Source organism: Ruegeria sp. YTSA168, assembly GCF_059610045.1.
Map to the genome: position 1 here is coordinate 216,704 of NZ_JBXWMW010000003.1, position 21,426 is coordinate 238,129.

General features: G+C 58.8%; 26 protein-coding genes. 10 read left to right on the forward strand and 16 right to left on the reverse strand.

All coding sequences use genetic code 11. The features are described from left to right. Window positions 1-5: 5 nt before the first annotated feature. The 3 genes from rsmA to AC2FFE_RS07695 all read left to right on the forward strand — a co-directional run bounded on the left by rsmA (window position 6) and on the right by AC2FFE_RS07695 (window position 1,733). Window positions 6-848, forward strand: coding sequence for a 16S rRNA (adenine(1518)-N(6)/adenine(1519)-N(6))-dimethyltransferase RsmA (gene rsmA, locus AC2FFE_RS07685; protein WP_496817531.1), 843 nt, complete (start codon window positions 6-8; stop codon window positions 846-848). A gap of 28 nt (window positions 849-876) precedes the next feature. After that, complete coding sequence (locus AC2FFE_RS07690; protein ID WP_496846333.1) at window positions 877-1,029, forward strand: hypothetical protein; 153 nt, start codon at window positions 877-879, stop codon at window positions 1,027-1,029. A gap of 80 nt (window positions 1,030-1,109) precedes the next feature. Further along, a complete protein-coding gene (locus tag AC2FFE_RS07695) occupies window positions 1,110-1,733 on the forward strand; it encodes a hypothetical protein (protein WP_496846334.1) in 624 nt (207 codons plus the stop codon). Window positions 1,734-1,880: 147 nt separating this feature from the next. Here AC2FFE_RS07695 and AC2FFE_RS07700 read toward each other — a convergent pair whose 3' ends face one another. From AC2FFE_RS07700 to prfA, 3 genes are all read right to left on the reverse strand, one after another. Then, window positions 1,881-2,471: a DUF4167 domain-containing protein gene (locus AC2FFE_RS07700; protein ID WP_496817529.1), complete on the reverse strand. Its 591-nt coding sequence runs from the start codon at window positions 2,469-2,471 to the stop codon at window positions 1,881-1,883. A 241-nt stretch (window positions 2,472-2,712) separates the two neighbouring features. Then, window positions 2,713-3,558 (reverse strand): peptide chain release factor N(5)-glutamine methyltransferase, encoded by an 846-nt coding sequence (gene prmC / locus AC2FFE_RS07705; RefSeq protein WP_496846335.1) that lies wholly within the window; start codon window positions 3,556-3,558, stop codon window positions 2,713-2,715. After that, a complete protein-coding gene (gene prfA, locus AC2FFE_RS07710; protein ID WP_496817731.1) occupies window positions 3,555-4,610 on the reverse strand; it encodes a peptide chain release factor 1 in 1,056 nt (351 codons plus the stop codon). The genes prmC and prfA overlap by 4 nt, the downstream gene beginning before the upstream one ends. 63 nt (window positions 4,611-4,673) lie before the next feature. On the opposite strand from prfA, the gene AC2FFE_RS07715 reads away from it, so the two are divergent. After that, complete coding sequence (locus AC2FFE_RS07715) at window positions 4,674-4,976, forward strand: hypothetical protein (RefSeq protein ID WP_496817527.1); 303 nt, start codon at window positions 4,674-4,676, stop codon at window positions 4,974-4,976. On the opposite strand, the gene AC2FFE_RS07720 is transcribed toward AC2FFE_RS07715, so the two are convergent. The 4 genes from AC2FFE_RS07720 to AC2FFE_RS07735 form a co-directional block, all read right to left on the reverse strand. After that, entirely contained in the window at window positions 4,902-5,306 is a 405-nt protein-coding gene (locus AC2FFE_RS07720; RefSeq protein ID WP_496846336.1) for a DUF1499 domain-containing protein, read from the reverse strand. The two genes, AC2FFE_RS07715 and AC2FFE_RS07720, sit on opposite strands and share 75 nt — an antisense overlap. A gap of 70 nt (window positions 5,307-5,376) precedes the next feature. Beyond that, a complete protein-coding gene (gene speB / locus AC2FFE_RS07725) occupies window positions 5,377-6,324 on the reverse strand; it encodes an agmatinase (protein WP_496846337.1) in 948 nt (315 codons plus the stop codon). 89 nt (window positions 6,325-6,413) lie between these two features. Next, window positions 6,414-7,388 carry an agmatinase gene (gene speB, locus AC2FFE_RS07730; RefSeq protein WP_496846338.1) on the reverse strand — a complete coding sequence of 325 codons (975 nt, stop codon included), beginning with the start codon at window positions 7,386-7,388 and terminating at the stop codon, window positions 6,414-6,416. A 12-nt stretch (window positions 7,389-7,400) separates the two neighbouring features. Further along, window positions 7,401-8,564 carry a M20 aminoacylase family protein gene (locus AC2FFE_RS07735; protein ID WP_496846339.1) on the reverse strand — a complete coding sequence of 388 codons (1,164 nt, stop codon included), beginning with the start codon at window positions 8,562-8,564 and terminating at the stop codon, window positions 7,401-7,403. Between the two features lie 66 nt (window positions 8,565-8,630). Between AC2FFE_RS07735 and mazG the strand changes: the two genes are divergently transcribed. The 3 genes from mazG to AC2FFE_RS07750 all read left to right on the forward strand — a co-directional run bounded on the left by mazG (window position 8,631) and on the right by AC2FFE_RS07750 (window position 10,946). Then, the gene (gene mazG / locus AC2FFE_RS07740; RefSeq protein WP_496817730.1) at window positions 8,631-9,497 is read left to right on the forward strand and encodes a nucleoside triphosphate pyrophosphohydrolase; all 867 of its coding nucleotides are present in this window, start codon (window positions 8,631-8,633) and stop codon (window positions 9,495-9,497) included. Between the two features lie 64 nt (window positions 9,498-9,561). Further along, window positions 9,562-10,500, forward strand: coding sequence for a nucleoside hydrolase (locus AC2FFE_RS07745; RefSeq protein ID WP_496846340.1), 939 nt, complete (start codon window positions 9,562-9,564; stop codon window positions 10,498-10,500). Beyond that, a complete protein-coding gene (locus AC2FFE_RS07750) occupies window positions 10,497-10,946 on the forward strand; it encodes a GNAT family N-acetyltransferase (protein ID WP_496846341.1) in 450 nt (149 codons plus the stop codon). Before AC2FFE_RS07745 ends, AC2FFE_RS07750 begins: the two co-directional genes overlap by 4 nt. Window positions 10,947-10,958: 12 nt before the next feature. Here AC2FFE_RS07750 and AC2FFE_RS07755 read toward each other — a convergent pair whose 3' ends face one another. The 6 genes from AC2FFE_RS07755 to AC2FFE_RS07780 all read right to left on the reverse strand — a co-directional run bounded on the left by AC2FFE_RS07755 (window position 10,959) and on the right by AC2FFE_RS07780 (window position 16,486). After that, window positions 10,959-11,285, reverse strand: a complete 327-nt coding sequence (locus AC2FFE_RS07755; RefSeq protein WP_496817520.1) for a hypothetical protein — start codon at window positions 11,283-11,285, stop codon at window positions 10,959-10,961. A gap of 72 nt (window positions 11,286-11,357) precedes the next feature. Next, window positions 11,358-12,635 carry a phosphopyruvate hydratase gene (gene eno / locus AC2FFE_RS07760; protein ID WP_496846342.1) on the reverse strand — a complete coding sequence of 426 codons (1,278 nt, stop codon included), beginning with the start codon at window positions 12,633-12,635 and terminating at the stop codon, window positions 11,358-11,360. A 137-nt stretch (window positions 12,636-12,772) separates the two neighbouring features. Next, complete coding sequence (locus tag AC2FFE_RS07765; RefSeq protein ID WP_496846343.1) at window positions 12,773-13,651, reverse strand: DMT family transporter; 879 nt, start codon at window positions 13,649-13,651, stop codon at window positions 12,773-12,775. Between the two features lie 137 nt (window positions 13,652-13,788). Beyond that, window positions 13,789-14,202, reverse strand: coding sequence for a Fur family transcriptional regulator (locus tag AC2FFE_RS07770; protein WP_496846344.1), 414 nt, complete (start codon window positions 14,200-14,202; stop codon window positions 13,789-13,791). Window positions 14,203-14,286: 84 nt separating this feature from the next. Further along, complete coding sequence (locus tag AC2FFE_RS07775; protein ID WP_496817516.1) at window positions 14,287-14,991, reverse strand: endonuclease/exonuclease/phosphatase family protein; 705 nt, start codon at window positions 14,989-14,991, stop codon at window positions 14,287-14,289. A gap of 76 nt (window positions 14,992-15,067) precedes the next feature. Next, complete coding sequence (locus AC2FFE_RS07780; RefSeq protein ID WP_496846345.1) at window positions 15,068-16,486, reverse strand: protein adenylyltransferase SelO; 1,419 nt, start codon at window positions 16,484-16,486, stop codon at window positions 15,068-15,070. Between the two features lie 86 nt (window positions 16,487-16,572). Here AC2FFE_RS07780 and AC2FFE_RS07785 point away from each other — a divergent pair, with 86 nt between their 5' ends. Together AC2FFE_RS07785 and AC2FFE_RS07790 are read left to right on the forward strand one after the other, a co-directional pair. Continuing rightward, window positions 16,573-16,992: a cupin domain-containing protein gene (locus AC2FFE_RS07785; protein ID WP_496817729.1), complete on the forward strand. Its 420-nt coding sequence runs from the start codon at window positions 16,573-16,575 to the stop codon at window positions 16,990-16,992. 4 nt (window positions 16,993-16,996) lie between these two features. After that, complete coding sequence (locus AC2FFE_RS07790; protein WP_496846346.1) at window positions 16,997-17,887, forward strand: fatty acid desaturase; 891 nt, start codon at window positions 16,997-16,999, stop codon at window positions 17,885-17,887. A 64-nt stretch (window positions 17,888-17,951) separates the two neighbouring features. On the opposite strand, the gene AC2FFE_RS07795 is transcribed toward AC2FFE_RS07790, so the two are convergent. The 3 genes from AC2FFE_RS07795 to AC2FFE_RS07805 form a co-directional block, all read right to left on the reverse strand. Next, window positions 17,952-18,413, reverse strand: a complete 462-nt coding sequence (locus tag AC2FFE_RS07795; RefSeq protein WP_496846347.1) for a hypothetical protein — start codon at window positions 18,411-18,413, stop codon at window positions 17,952-17,954. A 10-nt stretch (window positions 18,414-18,423) separates the two neighbouring features. Continuing rightward, window positions 18,424-18,714 carry a hypothetical protein gene (locus AC2FFE_RS07800; protein ID WP_496846348.1) on the reverse strand — a complete coding sequence of 97 codons (291 nt, stop codon included), beginning with the start codon at window positions 18,712-18,714 and terminating at the stop codon, window positions 18,424-18,426. 80 nt (window positions 18,715-18,794) lie between these two features. Next, window positions 18,795-19,886, reverse strand: a complete 1,092-nt coding sequence (locus AC2FFE_RS07805) for an anhydro-N-acetylmuramic acid kinase (protein ID WP_496846469.1) — start codon at window positions 19,884-19,886, stop codon at window positions 18,795-18,797. A gap of 233 nt (window positions 19,887-20,119) precedes the next feature. On the opposite strand from AC2FFE_RS07805, the gene AC2FFE_RS07810 reads away from it, so the two are divergent. Further along, on the forward strand, window positions 20,120-21,412 hold the full coding sequence (locus tag AC2FFE_RS07810; protein WP_496846349.1) for an MFS transporter: 1,293 nt from the start codon (window positions 20,120-20,122) through the stop codon (window positions 21,410-21,412). Window positions 21,413-21,426 lie beyond the last annotated feature (14 nt).

Here is a 21,426-nt window from a genome sequence, read left to right on the forward strand (position 1 = left end):
GGATCATGAGCGCTATCGACACCCTTCCCCCGTTGCGCGAAGTCATCGCCAGCCATCAGCTTTCAGCCCGAAAATCACTGGGCCAAAACTTCTTGCTCGACCTCAACCTGACCGCCAAGATCGCGCGCCAGGCCGGGGATCTGACCCAATGCGATGTGCTGGAAATCGGCCCAGGCCCCGGCGGCCTGACGCGGGGATTGCTCTCCGAGGGGGCGCGCAAGGTGGTCGCGGTGGAAAAAGACACCCGCTGCATTGCCGCCCTGAACGACATCGCCGCCGCCTATCCCGGCCAGCTTGAGGTGATCAACGGCGACGCGCTGGAAATCGACCCGCTCGAACACCTGACGCCACCGATCCGCATCGCCGCCAACCTGCCCTATAACGTCGGTACCGAACTGCTGGTGCGCTGGCTGACCCCGCCTAAATGGCCACCCTTCTGGCAAAGCCTGACCCTGATGTTTCAGCGCGAGGTGGCCGATCGCATCGTCGCCCAACCCGGCAGCAAGGCCTATGGCCGCCTGGCCATCCTGGCCCAATGGCGGGCCGAGGCACGCATCGCCATGTCCTTGCCCCCCGGCGCATTCACGCCCCCACCCAAGGTTTCCAGCGCCGTGGTCCACCTGACCGCCCTGCCCGAACCACGCTACCCGGCAGACGCCGCAACCCTATCCCGCGTGGTCGCAGCCGCGTTCAACCAACGCCGCAAAATGCTGCGCGCTTCTCTGAAAGGTGTGGCCCCGGATATCGAAGACCGCCTGATCGCCGCCGGGATCAAACCTACAGAACGCGCAGAGCAGGTGCCACTGGAGGCGTTCTGTGCCTTGGCCAGAGAAATCCGCAAAGGCTGACAATCCGAGACCTTTTTTGGAATGTCGCATGAGTTTGGAAAACGATATTTCAATCGTGCCGGGTTCAGCCTTGCCGGAAGAAACCGAAGGTTCGCCATGCGGACTTCTCAGTCATTGGACAGTGCAGCAGTTGTTGATACCGTTGGAGCAACTCAATGCAAGGTTGCAAGTCAAAAAATGAGAATAGGTTTCAGAACATACTTAAGTATCTGGCTTCTAGGATCGATTCTTGTTCCGGCAAGTATGGCTCAAGAAGTTAATATGACGGTTCAAGAAGAAGCATTTCGAGACGCAATTTCAGCAGCCGAGAAACGTGACTACGACTTGCTCGCTTCCATTATTGAAGAAAACCCGGATGTATTGGATCATCGAACTGCAACTGGTGACGACCTGTTTCATGAATTTCTGTACGTGTTTCATGAAGACTCAAATGCACCTCTTGGTGTTTCGGTCGATTTAGAGGCAATTGAAACGCTCCTGAATAAGGGAGCCAAACCTAGTGTGTCCGACGGTTTGCTTAGTACTCTTCTTTCGTTGGCGAACGACTTCTGGGGCGAGATTGATGCGTTTCCGATTAATTCGGGGCAGTGCACAGAGAATCGAAAGAGTTTTTTCCCGGTAATAGACAGATTAATTGAGGCCGGTGCCCAATTTGGGATGTTGGAACTGGACGTTTCAGACGTTAGACTCTCGGAAGCCTACTTCTACCAATATCAACTGTGTTTCAGACCTTTTGTGTGTGGCGGTAGCTATGAACGTCCAAGCGAATTGGTGAAACACCGCGTGTCGACTTCGACAACTCAAACTGAAAAGGACATTCTTTTCAAGTTTGCAGCGGAGGGAAGCCATGATTTTGACTGCCTTACTTATCTCAACGTCCAGTGAAACGTGAGTACCAATAGCGGTCGATTGGGGCTCGAAACTGACATTCCGTCGCGATATCAGTAAGCGTAGCATACAGTCTGTCTGAGCGCGTGAATATGAAGAAGCCCTGCGTTTTACGGCAGGGCTTTTTGTACATTTGTCGCTCTCTCACTCCGCCGCTTCGGGCGTGTCGCCGCCATTTGCGGCGGGCTCATCATTGGTTTCAGCGGCGGGCTTTGGCTTGCGTTGGCGCGGGCGACGCGGGGCTTTTTCCTTGCGCTCTTTCGGCTCAGGGGCTTCGGCCTCGCTGCCTTGATTCTCGGGCGTTTCTACCAGACCCGATTCTGGGGTCGCCGCGGGGGCGTCAAACCCCATGACATCGGGCTGAGGGGTCTCTGCCGGGTCAGCCTGACGGGCGGCTTCGCGTTCCTGACGTTCGGCGCGTTCACGATCACGCTCGGCCTGACGTTCGCGGTTTTGGCGGTCCTGCTCTTCGCGGCGGGCCTCAATTTCGCGCTGCGCCTCGCTCAACATGCGCAGATAGTGCTCTGCGTGCTGCTGAAAGTTCTCGGCGGCAACCCGGTCGTTGGACAGCTGCGCATCGCGCGCCAACTGGTTGTATTTGTCAATGATCTGCTGCGGGGTGCCGCGCACTTTGCCTTCGGGGCCCGAGCTGTCAAAAACACGGTTAACGACGTTACCGCCGGAAGGACGATTGCGGTTATTCTTGGCCCGCGAACGGGATTTGGAAGATCTCATCTTACTTTTCGTCAGCCTTATAAATACGCTGTCGATCAACCCCGTTTTTGCACTGCTCTTAGGCGTTTGCCGCGACGGGATCTCGACTTTTTGGGCTTGGCGTCAGGGGTGCGCTGCAACAGCGTCAACCTCGCCGACTAATCCTGAGTAAGCATGTCCAGCACCGGCAGACAAGAGGATTCTCAGAAATTTCGCAGGTTTTTTACATAAACCGGCGTTTTTCGGCCTCAGTTTCAGGTTTTCATCCTGGCAAACGGGCTCCGACCACGCGGTCACGGCCGTCCAGATCGGGGATAATGCGGATGTCAGACAGGCCAGACGCATCAAACAACGCTGAAACCTGTTGGGCCTGTGTCGGACCAATCTCAACCAGAATGCGCCCGCCGGGCAGCAAAAAGTCAGGCGCATCCGCGGCGATGTGGCGATAGGCGTTTAGCCCGTCGCCTTCATCGGTCAGTGCCATCCGGGGTTCATGCTCGCGCACTTCGGGCGACAGCCCGGTCATTTCGGAGAGCGATATATAGGGGGGGTTGGACACGATCAGATCAAACTTACCCTCAATGGCTGAAAACCAGTTGGACCGGAGCACGTCCACCCGATCCTGCACCTTGTGCTGTACGGCGTTGGCGCTGGTTTGCAGGCAGGCGGACTCACTTAGATCGACCCCAACGCCCGAGGCGCTGGCGCGTTCGGCCAATAGCGTGATCAGAATGCAACCGGAACCAACTCCAAGATCCAGAACATGATCAAAAGGCTCGCTCAGCGCGGCTTCGATCAGCGCTTCGGTCTCAGGGCGCGGGTCCAGCACATCGCGGCTGACACGGAACCGACGACCATAGAATTCACGTTCGCCCAGCAAATGGGAAACCGGCACACGGATCGCGCGGAGTGAGATCAACTGATCATAGCGCTCGGCGATATCGGGCGCTAACTCTTCGGGCGCAATCAGCGTCACGCGGCTGGCTTCGATTCGGGCGGCGTGCGCCAGCAAAACACGGGCATCGCGGGCCGGATCGTCCACACCCGCCGCGCGCAGGCGCGCTGTTGCGGCCACCATGGCCTGCGCTGCCGTTTGCGCGCCGGTCATTGCGCCATCTCGGCCAGCAGCCGGGCTTGGTCATCAGCCGTTAGCGCGTCGATCACTTCGTCCAGATCACCCTGCATCACCTGATCCAGCTTATAAAGCGTCAGATTGATGCGGTGGTCGGTCATGCGCCCCTGCGGGAAGTTATAGGTTCTGATCCGCTCAGACCTGTCCCCCGACCCCACCTGACTGGCCCGATCGGCCGAGCGTTCGCTGTCGATGCGCTGGCGTTCCAGATCGTACAGGCGTGTCTTCAGCACCTGCATCGCGATTTCTCGGTTACGGTGCTGGGATTTCTCTGAGCTGGTCACAACCAAACCTGTCGGCAAGTGGGTGATCCGCACCGCCGAGTCGGTCGTGTTGACGTGCTGCCCGCCTGCGCCCGAAGATCGCATCGTGTCGATGCGGATATCATTGGCGTCGATCTGGATGTCCACATCCTCAGCCTCGGGCAAAACAGCAACCGTGGCGGCCGAGGTATGGATACGCCCGCCACTTTCGGTTTCGGGCACGCGCTGAACGCGGTGCACGCCGGATTCGTATTTCATCCGCGCAAAGACGTTGTCGCCCTTGATATGGGCCACCACCTCTTTGATCCCGCCAAGGTCCGAGGCCTGTTCCTCGATGATCTCAAACCGCCACCCCCGTGCCTCGGCATAGCGTTGGTACATCCGCAGAAGGTCTCCGGCGAACAGCGCGGCCTCATCCCCGCCCGTACCCGGGCGGATTTCCAGCATCGCAGGGCGCGCATCTGCCGCGTCCTTGGGCAACAAGGCCAGTTGCAGCGCATGTTCAGCCTCGGGGATGCGTGCCTTCAGCTCGGGAATTTCTTCTTCGGCCAGCTCTTTCATATCCGGGTCGGCCAGCATCACCTCGGCCTCGGCCAAATCCGCCACCAGCTGTCGCCATCCCATGATCTGATCGACCACCGGCTTGAGGTCAGAATACTCCTTCGCCAAGGCTGCAATATCCCCGCCCGAGGCACCATCGGCCATGGCCGCTTCGAGGTATTGGAATCGCTGGGTTATCTGCTCAAGGCGTTCTTCGGGGATCATCCGGGCGGTGTCTATCATCCGGGGGCTTTGGTCAAGGGCCTGCCGTGTGCTAAGCTACCCTGCATGAAGGGGTTGGTTTTCGTTTTAGCGCTGCTCGCTGCGCCCGCAATGGCCGATTATGTCGGACCTGATGGCAAGGTGAGGGATTGCTACTGCACCGACAAAGCGGGTTCACGCGTGGAACTGGGCGAAATGATTTGCCTACAGGTCGATGGTCGCATGTTCATGGCCCAATGCCAGATGTCGCTAAACGTCCCCATGTGGCGCGAAGTCCAGGAAGGGTGTTTGTCGTCAGGACTGCAGCAAAGCCAGCCACCCCTCGACCCGGTCACGATTGACGCCGAAATCCCTCCGGCCAAATCTTAACCGCGCATAGATACACAGCGTATCCCCGTCCTGCTGCACCGTCGTGTAGTCAGGAAAGCCGAACACTTTGGTGCGTGTAACATAGGTGATCATCCCCTCATCAACCGATCCGGCCAGAACCCGGGTGCGTGGCGTAGTGCGAATGATCGTGTCCAGACGCGCCAAGCCGTCCGGGCCGGTTTCGACGACACGTAGAACGCCTCCTTTGAGGTCCCGATCCACATCGGCGCGCGGCGGCACATGCCAGCGCGCCGGGTCTGACGGGGCCAGTCGGATATAGACGGCCAAAGCTACGATCAGAACTAGGATTAGACCCAAGGCAATTTTCATGATGTTTCCTGAAACGTCTTTACTTCAGCTTAGCTTGATCACGCTGCGGAACAAGGCGTTCCGGGCCGCTCTACCGTGACGTCACGCCCGGAAGAATGCAGAGTAACTCAAACAACAGATTTGCCGCTGTCAGCGCCGTATTGCCCGATGGATCATAGGGGGGCGAAACCTCGACCAGATCACATCCCACCACATTGATGCCCTGCAACGCATGAATCAGCTGTAGCGCCTGTGGTGTGGTCAGCCCCCCGATCTCGGGCGTGCCGGTTCCGGGGGCATAGGCCGGGTCCAGGCTGTCGATATCATAGGTGATATAGACTGGATGATCCTCGACCGTTTTGCGGATTTGCGATCCGATCTGGGTCAGGTTCTGCTGCCACAGCTCCCAAGCCGGAAACTGCCGGAACCCCCAGCCCTTGGCTTCGGTGAAATCGGTGGCCGCGTAGCCTGATCCGCGAATTCCGATCTGAAAGGTCTTGTCGGGAACGATCAGCCCCTCTTCGTAGGCGCGGCGGAAGACGGTGCCGTGAGTCTCGCGCTCGCCAAACATCTCATCATTTACATCCGCATGGGCATCCACGTGGACCAACGCCACTGGCCCGTGTTTGGCTGCAATCGCGCGCAGGATCGGCAGGGTGATTGAATGATCGCCGCCCATGGCCACAGGGATCACGCCTTGTGACAGTATGCCGTCATAGCTGTCCTTGATAATCTTCAGGCTTTCAGACAGCGAGAAGGTGTTGATCGCCAGATCCCCGATATCCGCAATTTGCAACGCATCAAACGGGGCTGCCGATGTGGCCATGTTATAGGGCCGGATCATTGCGCTTTCGCTGCGGATTTGCTTGGGCCCGAACCGCGTGCCCGACCGCCACGAGGTGCCGATATCCATCGGAATGCCAAGCAGCGCCACATCCAGCCCCGCCAGCGTGGATGCCTGAGGCAGCCGCATGAACGTGTTCGGCCCCGAGAACCGCGCCAGATCGTTGCCGCTAATGGGTTGATTATATTCAGTCATACGCGTTTGGGTCCCATCCCGTCACTTCACTTGCATAAGCACATACCGGAGGTATGGCTAATCATAGGTTAACGCGCGCCGATGCGCGTTTACTTTTTGTCAGCCATGAGCCTGTTCCACCCCAGAAGGCAAATAATCTGCGTCGCCACATGAGCGCCCGCAATCGCCGTTGCCCCCGACGTGTCATAGGGCGGAGAGACCTCGACCACATCCCCGCCCTTGATGTTGATCCCGGCGATATCGCGCAAGATGATCTGTGTCTGGATCGAGGTCAGCCCGCCCCAGACCGGCGTTCCAGTGCCCGGGGCAAAAGCCGGGTCCAGACCATCGATATCGAAACTCAGATAGACGGGGCTATCGCCAAGGATACCCTTTACCTTCTGCGCCACGGCAGCGGGTCCGGATTCGTAAACCTCGCGCGCGTCGATGATGTTGACGCCCAGAGTGTCTTCGTTATGCGTTCGAATGCCAACCTGAACCGAGCGTTTGGGATCCACGATCCCCGATTTCACCGCCTTGTAAAACATGGTGCCGTGATCGACGCGGGACATATCGTCATCGGCCCAGGTGTCCGTATGCGCATCGAACTGCAGCAAGGACATCGGGCCGTATTTCTCGGCATAAGCTTTCAGGATCGGAAAGCTAATATAGTGATCCCCGCCCAGCGTGACCGAAGCCACATCTGCGGCCAGAATGGTGCGGATATGATCGGTCAGCGTGTCCGGAAAAGCGGGAATATTGGCATAGTCATAAGCCATGTCGCCATAGTCGACGATGGCCAGTTCGCTGAGCGCATCGAACGGCCAGCCATATGGCGCATCGGGCGATTGCAGCGCGCTGGCCTCGCGGATTGCGCGCGGACCAAGCCGGGTGCCAGGACGGTTGGTGACGGCCTGATCAAAGGGCACGCCGGTCACCGCAATATCCACGCCTTTCAAATTCTTGGTGTAAAGCCGCCTCAGGAACGAAGTCGCACCGCCAAATGTGTTCTCATACGACAGACCTTTGAGATCCGGGTTGGTGAACGCCTCGTCCACCTGATTTTTTGCGTCTTCCAGTGCCATTCCTAATCCCCGTCAGCCCAAGGGCTGCGCCTTTTCCACGAGCCGCGCAAAGAACGAGGCCCCGACGGGCGCGATCTCGTCGTTGAAGTTGTATTTTGGATGATGAAGCCCGGCGCCCTCGCCCTGCCCTAAAAACAGATAGGCGCCAGGGCGCGCCTGCAACATATACGAAAAATCCTCGGCCCCCATATCGCGGCCCATTGTGTCGACGACACGGTCGCTTCCCGACACGTCTCGTGCGACATCCGCAGCGAAAGCGGCCTTTTCGGCATCATTGATCGTCGCCGGATAGCCAATCTGATAGTCTAACGTCGCCTCAACCCCATAAGAGGCCGCCTGCCCCGCCACGATCTGCTCCATTCGCTCCATCACCATCTTCTGCACCGACGCGTCAAATGTGCGGACTGTACCGTTCAGATAGGCGGTATCCGGGATTACGTTGTTTACGGTTCCGGCATGGATCTGTGTGACCGAGACCACCAGATCCTCGACCGCGTAGTGGTTTCGGCTGACGATGGTCTGGATCGCCTGTGCGATCCCACAGGCCGCCATCACCGGGTCCTTGGTCTGATGCGGCAAGGCCCCGTGGCCACCAACGCCCTGTACATGAATCTCAAACGTATCGACCGCGGCCATGATTGGCCCGGCCGTGGTGTAAAATGCGCCTTCTGGGTTTCCCGGATCGTTGTGGATGCCGTAGACCTGAGAAATATCGAACCGATCCATGATGCCCTCCTGCACCATCACATCGGCGCCGCCGCCCTCTTCCTCGGCCGGTTGAAAGATCAGCGCTACACGGCCTGCGAAATTCCGTGTTTCGGCCAGATAGCGCGCGGCCCCCAGTAGCATTGTCGTGTGCCCGTCATGGCCGCAGGCATGCATCTTGCCGGGGTTTTTCGAGGCGTATTCAACCCCCGTTTCCTCGGGGATTGGCAGAGCGTCCATATCCGCGCGCAAGCCGATGGTTGGCCCGTCCCCCTGCCCGTTGATGATCGCCACCATCCCGGTCTTGGCGATCCCTTCATGCAGCTCATCGACGCCAAACTCGCGCAGGCGCTCGGCAACAAAAGCGGCTGTCTCGTAGCATTCGAACTCCAGTTCAGGGATCGTGTGCAAATGCTGGCGCCACGTGGCCATATCGGCGGCGAAATCGGCAATGCGGTTGACGACGGGCATCTGGGGTGGACTCCTGATCGGGACTGCGGGATGGATGCATCTGACACCGGAACGAAAGGGTTCGCAATGGCTGAAAATCCTCTGATCCATAACAGCGATGCGGGGATCGAGCGTCTGCTGGAAATCATGCGCCGCCTGCGCGATCCGCAAACCGGCTGCCCCTGGGACATCGAACAGGATTTTTCGACCATCGCCCCCTACACGATCGAAGAGGCATATGAGGTCGCCGACGCCATCGAACGCAAAGCCTATGATGAGCTGAAGGGTGAGCTGGGCGACCTGCTGTTCCAATCTGTCTTTCACGCGCAAATGGCTGAAGAGGCTGGGCATTTTAGCTTTCAGGACGTGGTTCGCACCATGTCCGACAAGATGGTCGCCCGTCATCCGCATGTGTTTGGCGACGAATCGCGCGACAAGTCCGCAGACCAGCAGACCAGGGATTGGGAGACGATCAAAGCCGCAGAGCGCGCAGGCAAGGAACAGAAAGGCGCGCTGGACGGTGTCGCCGCCAACCTGCCCGCCCTTCTGCGTGCCCAGAAACTGCAAAAGCGCGCCGCCCGCGTGGGTTTCGACTGGCCCGATGCCAGCCATGTGCTGGCCAAGATCACCGAAGAGGCCGCCGAACTGGAAGAGGCGCGCGACAGCATGGATGCGGACGCGCTTGAGGATGAGTTTGGCGATTTGCTGTTCGTCATGGTGAATCTGGGCCGCCATCTGGGCATTGAGGCTGAAACTGCCCTGCGTCGCACCAATGCCAAATTCACCCGACGTTTCGGTCAGGTCGAAGAACGGTTGGCGACCCGTGGCAAAACCCCCGCGCAAAGCGATCTGGCCGAGATGGACGCCCTTTGGGATGAGGTGAAAACCGAAGAGCATCGCGCCAACGGCAAAGTTCTGCCAGAGGTCCCCAGCACCGCCCGTGGCAGAACCTAATTCATCTGGACAAGCGCCCCGACACTTGACACTGTCCAACCTTTGACGGCCCCCGGAGACACCTATGCCCCGCAAGATCATCATCGACACGGACCCCGGACAGGACGACGCCGTCGCCATCCTGCTGGCACTGGCCAGCCCGGAGGAGATCGAGGTTCTGGGCATCACCGCCGTTGCCGGAAACGTCCCGCTAGAACTGACCGCCAAGAACGCCCGCATCGTGTGTGAGCTGGCGGGGCGCACGGATGTTCCGGTTTATGCCGGGTGTGAGCGCCCACTGAAACGCCCGCTGGTCACAGCAGAACATGTCCACGGCAAAACCGGGCTGGACGGCCCTGTTTTACCTGACCCGCAGATGCCTCTGACCCAGGGCCACGGGGTGGATTTCATCATCGACACTCTACGCACGCAAGAACCGGGCACGGTAACGCTCTGCCCGTTGGGGCCACTGACCAATATCGCCACAGCGTTCCAGAAAGCACCCGATATCACTGACCGGGTGCAAGAGATCGTCCTGATGGGCGGCGCGTATTTTGAAGTTGGGAACATAACACCAGCTGCCGAATTTAACATTTATGTCGATCCAGAAGCCGCTGATATTGTGTTTAAATCTGGCGTTCATATTGTTGTGATGCCTCTGGATGTCACCCATGATGCACTGGTCACACCCCATCGCAACGATGCGTTCCGCGCGCTCGGCAGCCAGGTTGGCCATGCGGTTGCCGAAATGACCGATTTCTTCGAACGGTTCGACAAGGAAAAATACGGGTCAGAAGGTGCGCCGCTGCACGACCCCTGCGTGACCGCTTATCTGATCCAACCAGAGCTGTTCTCGGGCCGTCACATCAATGTTGAGATCGAAACCCAATCAGAACTGACCTTGGGCATGACTGTTGCGGACTGGTGGGGCGTAACCGACCGCGCACCAAACGCCATGTTCATGGGCGACGTGGATGCGCATGGCTTTTTCACCCTTCTGACCGAAAGGCTGGCCCGCTTATGACCGCCGCTCTCCGCCTGGCCCGCCCCGAGGATCTGGATCGTCTGATGTCTCTGGTTTCGGCCTTCCATAGCGAAGAGGGTATTGAGCAGGACGACCATAAACGCCGCACTGCGCTAACCCCGTTGCTTGAGGGCATTCCACATGGATGCGTATATCTGATCGGCCCGGGCCGCGCGCCGTTGGGCTATGTCATCCTCACCTTCGGTTGGTCTGTCGAATTTGGCGGCATGGATGCGTTTATCGATGAGATCTATATCCGCCCTGCCGTTCGTGGCCGAGGCATCGCAACCGAAGTTCTGCTGGAACTGCCCAAAGCCCTGGCCGAGGCCGGCCTGACCGCGCTGCATCTTGAAGTCGACCGCACCAATGAGGCTGCGCAAAAACTGTATCTGCGCACCGGTTTCAAAGCGCGAGAACGCTACATGCTGATGAGCAAGGTGATGTAACGGGAAAAACCCCTATCGCAACAAGCCGCAGGTCTTTTTCATCGACCGCTCCATCTTGAGCAATTGCCGTTCGACCCGCCGCGGGTTCGGCAATTGTTCAATCCTGTCCCAGGTGCCGTTTCCGGTATCCCAGGCTTCGATCACCAGCGCCTTGATGTCATCATCCAGAACTGTATCGGCCACGTGATAGGTGCATTTGCAATCCTCCAGCGAAAATGGCCCATTTCGCCCTTCGTCTTGCATCTTTTGGCAGACGGACTGAGCCGTCGGTTGCGCGGCCAAAGTCAGGGGCGACCAAATAAGTGCGCAAGCGCATGCGGTCCGGATAAGAATGCTCATTTAAACCTCTGAAAAAGAAAAGCCCGGTCATCATAAGACAACCGGGCCTAACTGTTTGCAACTCGAATTCGGTTACCGTTTCAGGATCGATGCACCCGCGTATTCCGCGACCTCGCCCAGCGATTCCTCGATGCGGATTAGTTGGTTATACTTCGCCAACCGGTCAGACCGCGCCAACGAGCCGGTTTTGATCTGACCGCAATTCGTTGCAACTGCCAGATCGGCAATCGTGGCGTCCTCGGTTTCGCCCGAGCGGTGCGACATCACGTTGGTGTACCGCGCGCGGTGGGCCATATCGACGGCGCGCAGCGTTTCGGTCAGCGACCCGATCTGGTTCACCTTGACCAGCATCGAGTTCGCACAGCCGCGCTCGATCCCTTCGGCCAGACGAGCCGGATTGGTCACGAACAGGTCGTCTCCCACCAGTTGCACCTTGTCGCCAATCGCGTCGGTCAGCGCCTTCCAGCCATCCCAGTCATCCTCAGACATGCCGTCTTCGATTGAAATGATCGGATAGTCATCGACCAACGCCGCCAGATAGGCAGCATTTTCCTCGGATGTCAGGGTCGTGCCCTCGCCCGCCAGAACATATTTGCCGTCTTTGAAGTATTCAGTTGCCGCGCAATCCAGTGCCAGATGGATTTCCTCACCCGGCTTATACCCCGCCTTTTCAATGGATTTCAGGATGAAATCCAAGGCTTCGCGGGTGGACGCGATGTTCGGGGCAAAACCGCCCTCATCACCCACACCCGTGGCCAGACCCGCCGACGACAGCTCTTTCTTCAGTGTGTGGAACACCTCGGAGCCCATGCGCACCGCCTCGCGGATATTCGTGGCCGAGGTCGGCATGATCATGAATTCCTGAATATCGATTGGGTTATCGGCATGCTCGCCGCCATTGATGATGTTCATCATCGGCACCGGCAGCACGCGCGCCGAGGTGCCGCCGACATAGCGGTACAGGGGCTGTGTGGTGAAATCCGCTGCGGCCTTCGCGGTCGCCAGCGAGACACCCAGTATCGCGTTTGCGCCCAGACGGCCTTTGTTTTCCGTCCCGTCCAACTCGATCATCGCCTGGTCGATGGCCACCTGCTCGGTCGCGTCAAACCCAACCAGTTCTTCGGCGATCTCGCCGTTTACGGCGGCAACGGCCTCAAGCACGCCCTTGCCCATGTAGCGCGCCTTGTCGCCGTCACGCTTTTCGACCGCCTCATAAGCTCCAGTCGATGCGCCCGAAGGGACTGCCGCACGGCCCATGGTGCCGTCTTCCAGAATCACGTCCACTTCGACCGTCGGGTTGCCCCGGCTGTCCAGAATTTCACGTGCATGGATGTCGATGATGGTGCTCATGAGGCCCGTCCCTGTGGCTGAAATCAGTTGCACGCCTCATAGCAGCAACCAGCAAAAAGTAAACCGGGCACGTTACCGCTAACACTCATATTTTCTGGCCTTTAGGGCTAACAATTCACTGTTTGCGCCAACAGCAATCAGGCCGGAACCATCTGGCGCGCCAATCTGCGTTCGCGGACAAAGGTGTAAAGGCCCGAGCCGATGATCAACGTAGCCCCTGCCAGTGTCAGTGCATCCGGGCGCTCGCTGAACATCAAACTGCCTGCGATCATCGAGAACACAAGACGGGTATAGCGGAAAGGCATCATGGCCGACGCCTCACCCACACGCATCGCTGCCACGATGCCGTAATACCCCAACATGCTGAACACAAAGGCGGCCACGTACGGCAAAACCTGAGCCGATTGCACCGGAGCATAGGTTTGCCCTGTGGTCAGCATCAACACGGCACCGGCAATGATGGCAGCGAAATAGGCCTGCATCGCAACCACGGTCGAGGCGACACGAACGTCCAGCCTGCGGGTGATCAGATCACGCGCGGCAATCAGAAAGACAGTTGCAACAACCAGCAGGGTTTCGGGCTGGAACCCCTCCAGCCCCGGGCGGATGATCATTAGAACGCCGACAAAACCGACGCCAATGGCGCTCCAGCGCCGCCAACCCACCTGTTCGCCCAGAAACAGCGCAGCCCCCATCGTCACCGCCAGGGGCAGCGCCTGAAACACCGCTGCAACGGTGGACAGATCGATCAGGGACAGCGCCGTCACGAACAACACCGCGCCCAGCCCTTCACATGCGGCCCGCGCCAACGGCAATAACGTCCACGCCGCCGGGTCAAAGATCCGCTTGCGCGTTACGACCGTCAAAATGGCAAAGCTAAAACCACAGACAACGCCCAGCGCAACCAGAATCTGCCCCGTCGGCACGGTGACTGACAAGTGTTTGATAAACATGTCTTCGATCGCAAAAGCTGCCATCGACCCGACAAGCAGCAAGATGCCGTTTATGTTGTTCATGCGCGTTTCCACTGGAACGGACCGCTACCTTGCTGGCCCATTGGTCACCAAAACCCAAACGCCCGCAACGTCGCAACCACAATTGCGGCAATGTTCAATGAATTCCCGTGCGCCGACCAATCGCGTTTCGTGATGTGTCAGTCTTTGTCCAACGGCACACCGTACAGCTCAAGCCGATGGCCTTTCAGCTTGTAACCCAGCTTGGCAGCGATTTTTTCCTGCAGTATCTCGATCTCGGGATCGACAAATTCAATCACCTCGCCCGATTGCATGTCGATCAGATGATCATGGTGATCACGTTCTGCATCTTCATAGCGGGCGCGCCCGTCACCGAACTCAAGCCGTTCGAGAATCCCCGCTTCTTCAAACAGCTTGACGGTGCGGTATACCGTGGCGATCGAAATACCGGAATCCAGTGCCGAGGCACGGGCATACAACTCTTCCACATCAGGATGATCGGCGCTTTGTTCCAGCACCTGCGCGATGATGCGTCGCTGGCCCGTCATGCGTAGGCCCTTGGCCTCGCAACGCGAGATAATCGTATCCGACATGATGCCCCTCAGCCGCTTCTTGGGTTGCTGTCATAACCGGTCTGAACGCCCAGCGCTACAGGGATTCGACGCCTTAAGCCGAGATCATCCCGCGCGCTGCAAATCTGCCCAGATAGGCAAATGATCCGAGGCGATATGGGCTGGACGGTCCTGATGCGCCCCGTGATCCAGTGCCGTGATCCCCTGCCCCAAGGCGATCCGATCCAGCGCGCCCAGCGGTTGTGCCGCTGGGAAGCTTGCGACCGGCGGTAAAAACCGCATCTCGGGTACCAGATTGTCCAACACGGGTTGGCGCGACCATTCGTTGAAATCCCCGGCCCAGACGGTAGGCATTTGATCCAGCCCGTCATCACACCGTCGGATATGCGTAATCTGCTGACGCCGGGACGCTGGCAGCAACCCCAAATGCACGCCCATCACCCGTAGCGGCCCGATCTGCGTGTCGAACTCGACCCGAACAGCACCGCGCGGCTCGAACCCCGGCAATTCATGATGACCCGTTGTGCGAACCGAAATCTGATCGCCCCGCCAGATCACTGCGTTGCCATGCCAACCCAGGCTGCCCGCCCCGCCCAGGTCAACGATCTGCCAACCCGCCTCATCCAGCATGAAATGCGGCAACGCGGCCGGACGCGGTGGCAGGCGCTTGTCGGCCTCCTGCAGCACAACGATATCCGCCTGCATCCCGTCCAAGACCTGCATGATCCGTTGCGGCTGACGCCGGAAATCCAGCCCGACGCATTTCTGGATATTGTAACTGGCAAGACGCAGGGTCTGGGCTGAAGTCATGATCGCAGTCTAAACGGTTGAGCCAACGGTCATTTTATGTACCGGAATAGTCTGGCGTGAGACAAGCCCGCGCCGTTCATGTCCCACAAAACGTCGCCTGCACAACCTCATTGGACGTTGGGGGCCACGTCAGGTCTGCCGCCTCGGGCTGATCCTCATAGGGTTGCGCCAGAACTGTGTTCAGTCGATGGAACAGGGCGTAATCGCCCTGTACAGCGGCCTCGATCATCTGCTCGACGCGGTGATTACGCGGGATGAAGGCGGGGTTCGCGGCGGTCATAACCGCCTGTGGGTCGTCTTCCCTAGCTAGGCGCGCGGTCCACGCTTCAGCCCAGCTGTCAAAGGCGCTCGGATCGGTGAACTGGTCCCGTGCAGCATTGCCCGTCAAAGTACGGAACGTATTGGTGAAATCCGCCTGGTTTTCAGCCATACGTTTCAACAGGTCTGAGATCAGGTCCTGATCCCCCTCTTCCGCGCGCGCCAGACCGATCTTTGCGCGGAACCGCATCAACCATTGCTCCTGCAACAGATCGGGCATCGCATGCACAATCTCGGTCGCCTCTTCCACGGCGGTCTCTTTGTCCTCCATCTGCTGGATCAGAGCGGTCGCCAACTGCGCCAAGTTCCACACGGCAATATCGGGTTGGTTGGAATAGGCATAGCGTCCCATGCGGTCGATCGAACTGTAGACGGTATTCGGGTGATAGCTGTCCATAAATGCGCAGGGGCCATAATCGATGGTCTCACCCGCAATCGAGGAGTTGTCGGTATTCATCACCCCGTGAATGAACCCAACGCTCATCCACTGCGCAATCAGCCGCGCCTGCGCATCGCGCACCCCGCGCAGCAGGCCCATTGGCCCGTCCGCCTGTGGGTAGTGGCGTTCGATGGCGTAGTCGGTCAGTCGCCGCAGATTGTCGAACTGCCCGCGCGCCGCAAACACCTGAAACGTGCCCACCCGCAGATGGCTGCGCGCCACGCGGGTCAACACCGCACCCGGCATTGCCGCTTCGCGATAAACAGGCTCTCCTGTTTCCACGGCCGCCAGTGCCCGGGTGGTTGGCACGCCCAACGCATGCATCGCCTCGGACACCACATATTCACGCAGAACCGGCCCCAGCCAGGCGCGCCCGTCCCCCCGTCGCGAAAACGGAGTGGGCCCCGAGCCCTTGAGTTGGATATCCCGTCGCACGCTATCGGCCCCGATGGTCTCACCCAGCAACACGGCGCGCCCATCGCCCAATTGCGGGTTATAGGTGCCAAATTGATGCCCTGAGTAGAGCTGCGCCAGCGGCTCCGCCCCTTCTGGCAGCGTGTTCCCGGCAAAGGCTTCGGCCATCTCCTGTGCTTCGCCGGGCGAAATTTGCAGCAGCCGCGCCAGATCTTCGTTGAACACAATCAACTTTGGTGCCTGCACGGGTACAGGCGCTTGCCGGGCAAAGAACGTATCGGGCAAACGGGCGTAGCTGTTGTCAAACGGGATCGTCAGGGTCATGTCGCAAACATATGAGCTGCGCCGACAATTGCCATAGCAGATCGCACTCGCCCGTGCATAATCTCCGCAGCAACGCCGAGGATATCATGACCGCCGACAAGATCATCACCCACCTGAAGCTGCAACGCCATCCCGAAGGGGGCTGGTTCAGGGAAACATGGCGCGCCGATAATCCCGGCCGCGCCACAGGCACCTGCATTTATTTCCTGCTGCAAGCGGGTGAGAGCAGCCATTGGCACCGCGTCGACGCAACCGAAATCTGGCTTTATCACTCTGGTTCCCCGCTGATCCTGTCGCTCAGCGCAACAGATCAGGGCCCGGCCACCGATCACCTGCTGACCCCTGACCTGAACGCGGGTGCGCCGCAATTGATCGTGCCCAAAGACCATTGGCAAGCCGCCCGCAGCACGGGCGATTACACATTGGTCAGCTGTACCGTTTCCCCGGGGTTCCAGTTTGAAGGCTTCGAACTGGCCGCACCCGGGTTCGACATTCCAAAGGCGTGAACTGATGGACCACCGCGCCCTGATCGCAGCGATCCCGACCCAGACCAAAGAGCAACTGCAACAAAGGTCTGACCGCGCCGGGCTGCGGCACCTGGCACTTTTTGTCGCCTTGCTAGGGGCAAGCTCTGTCGGCATCGCAGCGCAGGTCCCACTCTGGCCGCTCCTGTTGATCCCTCAGGGGCTGCTGCTGGTGTTCCTCTTCACGCTCAGCCACGAATGCACCCACAAAACTCCGTTCAAATCCGGCTGGATTAATGAAGCCGTTGGGCATCTGGTCTCGCTGCCGATCATTCTGCCCTTCACATGGTTTCGATATTTTCATCTGGCGCATCATAAATGGACCAATCACCCCGAAAATGACCCCGAATTGGCAGGCCAACCCCGCCCCGAAGATTGGACCAGCCTGCTGCTCTACCTCAGCGGCTGGCCCTATTGGTCCGGGATGGCGAAAACACTGCTGCGCAATGCATTGGGGATGATCGACGCCCCCTATCTGCCTGCGCGCCAACATGGCGCGATCCGCACCGAAGCCCGCATTCTGCTGGGGCTCTATGTGCTGGCGGCACTCAGCCTGTTCTTCACGCCAATCCTGTTCTGGCTCTGGATTTTACCGGTGCTGATCTGCCAGCCTGCGCTGCGCCTCTATCTGCTGGCCGAACACGGCCTCTGCCCGCCCGTGGCCAACATGCTTGAAAACTCGCGCACCACATTCACCAACTGGATCATCCGGTTTCTGGCCTGGAACATGCCCTATCACGCAGAACATCACGCCTTTCCCAATGTGCCCTTCTACCAGCTTCCCGCGCTCCACGACTGGACCCAAACCCATCTGAAATCCACGTCAAACGGCTATACCGAATTCACCAAAGACTACGTCCGCAACCTCAACGCCTAGGATCCAATCTTCATCTGGCCACAAATATCCCGGGGGAGGCGCGCAGCGACGGGGGCAGAGCCCCCTAATCCTTGTTCCGGGCTTTCACCAACAAGCTGATCAGAGGCACCAGCACCGCAGTGAGCGACCCGAGAGGATTAGCCCCGATGCCCTTCACCGCCCGCACGACATCACGCGCCTCGGTCGCCAGTTCCTCTAACTCATCCTCGATATCCGCTATCGCCATATCCCGAACTTCAACCGCAGGCGCGACCTCGTCTTCGACATTCGACCGCCGCGCGATCAGGACAAGCAACCCGGCCAGTGCAAGATTGCCCAACGACAGCACCGCAGCTGCGACTGCGGGCGACATCACATCTTTCAAGGCCAGAAACAGAGCAACATCCAACAAAACAAGGGCTGATAAGGCAGATATTCCCGCCAGAACCATCAAAATAGTCTGTTGACGCATAACAGCCAGACGGCGACGCGCGATCAGATGTTCGGTTCGGTAGATCGTCACCAGATTTCTGCTCAATCTGCTCATCGCGCCTCTCCTAACCCTGTGCCCGTCCGACCACATAGCCCAGCGAAAAGGCAATCAGCAGAGCCGTGAGCGGATAGTCTTTCTGCAAGCGCCCGAACTCGTCGACCACATCCTCGCCCAGCGATTGCGCCTTGCTCAGATCAATCCCGTGATCGGCCAGCAATGTGCGGATTTCATCCGATGTTTTCACCGGTTCGCTCTGATCTTCGGGTTCCGGGGCTGATCCGGTCTTTGCCTCCAGCTCGGCATTGCGTTTTCGCAGCGTATCCAGTTCGGATTCAAGCTCGGCTTTTGTGGCCATTCTAGCTTACCTTCATTGCATGGGTCCCACCCAACCGTCGCACAATGAGTTGTTTTTTTGAACTGTTTTCCGATCATGCCTCAACCAGCGCTTCGGGCCGAGACTGTGCTGACAACGCCACCACCCACCAAAGCGGGAACCCCCGTTGTTCCCGGGCATGAGGTCGGCAAACCGCGCGCGACCCGTACCGCAAGATAGGCGAAGGCCTGCGCTTCTAACATATCACCATCCAGACCCACTGCTTCGACCGGTTCGACCGGGCAATCGAGCGCAACCCGCAGCATCTCCATCAAAACCGGATTGTGCCGTCCGCCCCCGGTAACCAACAGCCGTGTCGGAGGTTTGGGGCAATGATCCATCCCCTGAACCACCCCGGCAGCGCACATGCCGGTCAGGGTTGCCACTGCGTCAGCGTCGCTGAGTTCCTGAACCAGTCCGATCATCTCGGCAAAGTCATTCCGATCCAGCGATTTCGGCGGCATTTTGCTAAAGAACGGCTCATCCAGAAACAACTCCAGTGCACCATTTTCAACAATACCCTCTCGTGCCAGCGCCCCGTCCCGATCCATCGGCAGGCCCAGTCGCGCCTGCATCAGATCATCGATGGGCGCATTGGCGGGCCCGGTGTCAAAGGCCAGCAATGCGCCCGGCATCTCGGGACCGTCAAAACTGGGGTCCACGTAGGTCAAATTACCCACGCCCCCGAGGTTGAGGAAACACAGGGGCGCATTCGCACCGATCCATTTGGCACAGGCAAAGTGATAGAATGGGGCAAGTGGCGCACCCTCACCCCCCATCGACACATCATCACTGCGGAAATCCCAAACCACCGGAACGCCGAGCGCCTGTGCCAACCCAAGCCCATCGCCCACCTGAAGCGTACCACGTCCGCGCGGTTCATGCGCTAGGGTCTGGCCGTGCACACCGATCAGATCAATCTCATCGAACTCAGCCAGCGCCTCGGCATGGGCCACTGTCACCAGTTCAGCCGCTGCATCGACCTCGGTGCCATGCCACTTGCCCAGCGCGGCCCGCAACACCGCGCGCTCAGCCTCGGTATAGGCGCGATAGCCGCTTTCACCGAACCCAAAGATCCTGTGACCATCCGTTTCGACGACCGCCGTATCCACCCCATCCAGCGAGGTGCCCGACATCGCACCCAGCGCGCGGATCGGTTCGTTATTTCTTATGGTTCGGCGCACCTGCTGCTCTCCTGCCCAAGGGTTAGATGCTGCAGCGACACTGCCCGCTTTTCGAAACCCAAGGCAAGGTGAATACCCGTGCTGACAGCGTTTTTCGCCCTGCGCGACCTGAGTTCAACACCCTGAACCGGCGGGAAGGTTGAGCAAATTTCATTCTCATGCCAGCATTATGTCTTCGCATGACACCGGCTTTGCAAACAAACATGGCGCAAAAACAGGTACCAAAGGACGTCCACGCGGTCGAAAGCCGCAATTATCAACTGATCTTCTGGTCCGGGTCTCTGGCAACGATTGGTGGTCAGTTGGTGAACCCGCGCCTTGTTCTGCCCTTCCTATACCTGGCTTTGGGGGCGCCCGCCTTTGTTGCGGGGTTGCTGTTGCCGTTTGTCACTGGCGCACGGTTGATCGCTGAAATCTTTGTTTCGCCGCTGATCAACCGCATCACACGTGCAAAGGTTGCGGTCTATATCCCAAACCTGCTGACCGGAGCGATCCTGGCCCTCGTTGCGCTGTTTGCGACCAACCTGCCGCAAACCATGGTCATTTTATTGTTCCTACTGACAGCGATCATCATGGGCCTGTGTAAAGGCATCACCAGCCTTGGGACGAGCCAGATTTATGGCACCTCGGTCCCCGAGGCGAAACGCAACCGAATGGTATTTGCACAGGCGACCATATCGGGTGTGCTTGCGATCATCGTGGTGTGGGCAACCAAAGACCTGTTGGCCTCAGACCTGCCGATGCAACGGCATATCGTGGTCATGTGGTGCGGCGTGATCGCGATGTTTGCAGCCGGGATCAGCTTTGCCGGTGTGCAGCTGTTTGAGGATGAAATCAAACCTCCGCCAAAACCGGTGCAAAAGCCAAAGCCGCTGAAAGAACTGGCAACTGGTTTTGAAACCGGAATGGCCATGCCCTGGTATCGCAAATTCCTGATTGCGCGGCTGCTGTTCGTCTCGGTCGAACTGGCCATGCCATTCTACACGATCCACGCCGCGACCTATCATATCGGCACCAAACACTCGCTCAGCTATTTCGTGATCGGCGCCAGCGCCGGAGTGGTCATCGGCTCGCTGCTCTGGGGTTGGCTGAGTGGTCGCGTTTCAGTCAAACATGTGATGTGGCTGGGCTGCCTGACATCGACACTCTCGGCGATCGCAGCGCTTGGGCTCACGATGATGGGCTATGCGTCCAATGTCTGGATCTACGCCTTTGTCATTCTGCTTTTATCATTGGGTGGCAACGGCGTGATCTATGGCCGCTACCTGTATCTGATCGAAATGACCGGAGAGAAAGAGCGCCCCTATCTGGTCGCGTTGGGCGATGTGACGGCGGGCCTGTTCGGGATTGCCTTTGCCGCAGGTCTCGGAGCAGTGGCACACCTGCACGACCCGGTAACGCCTATCATCGCATTGGCCATTTTGAACGTCTGCGCAATGCTCTACGCGTTCAAGTTGCCCCTTACCCCGGCCAAAGGCGAAGGGCCTGTGCATTAGACCATCATTTCTTG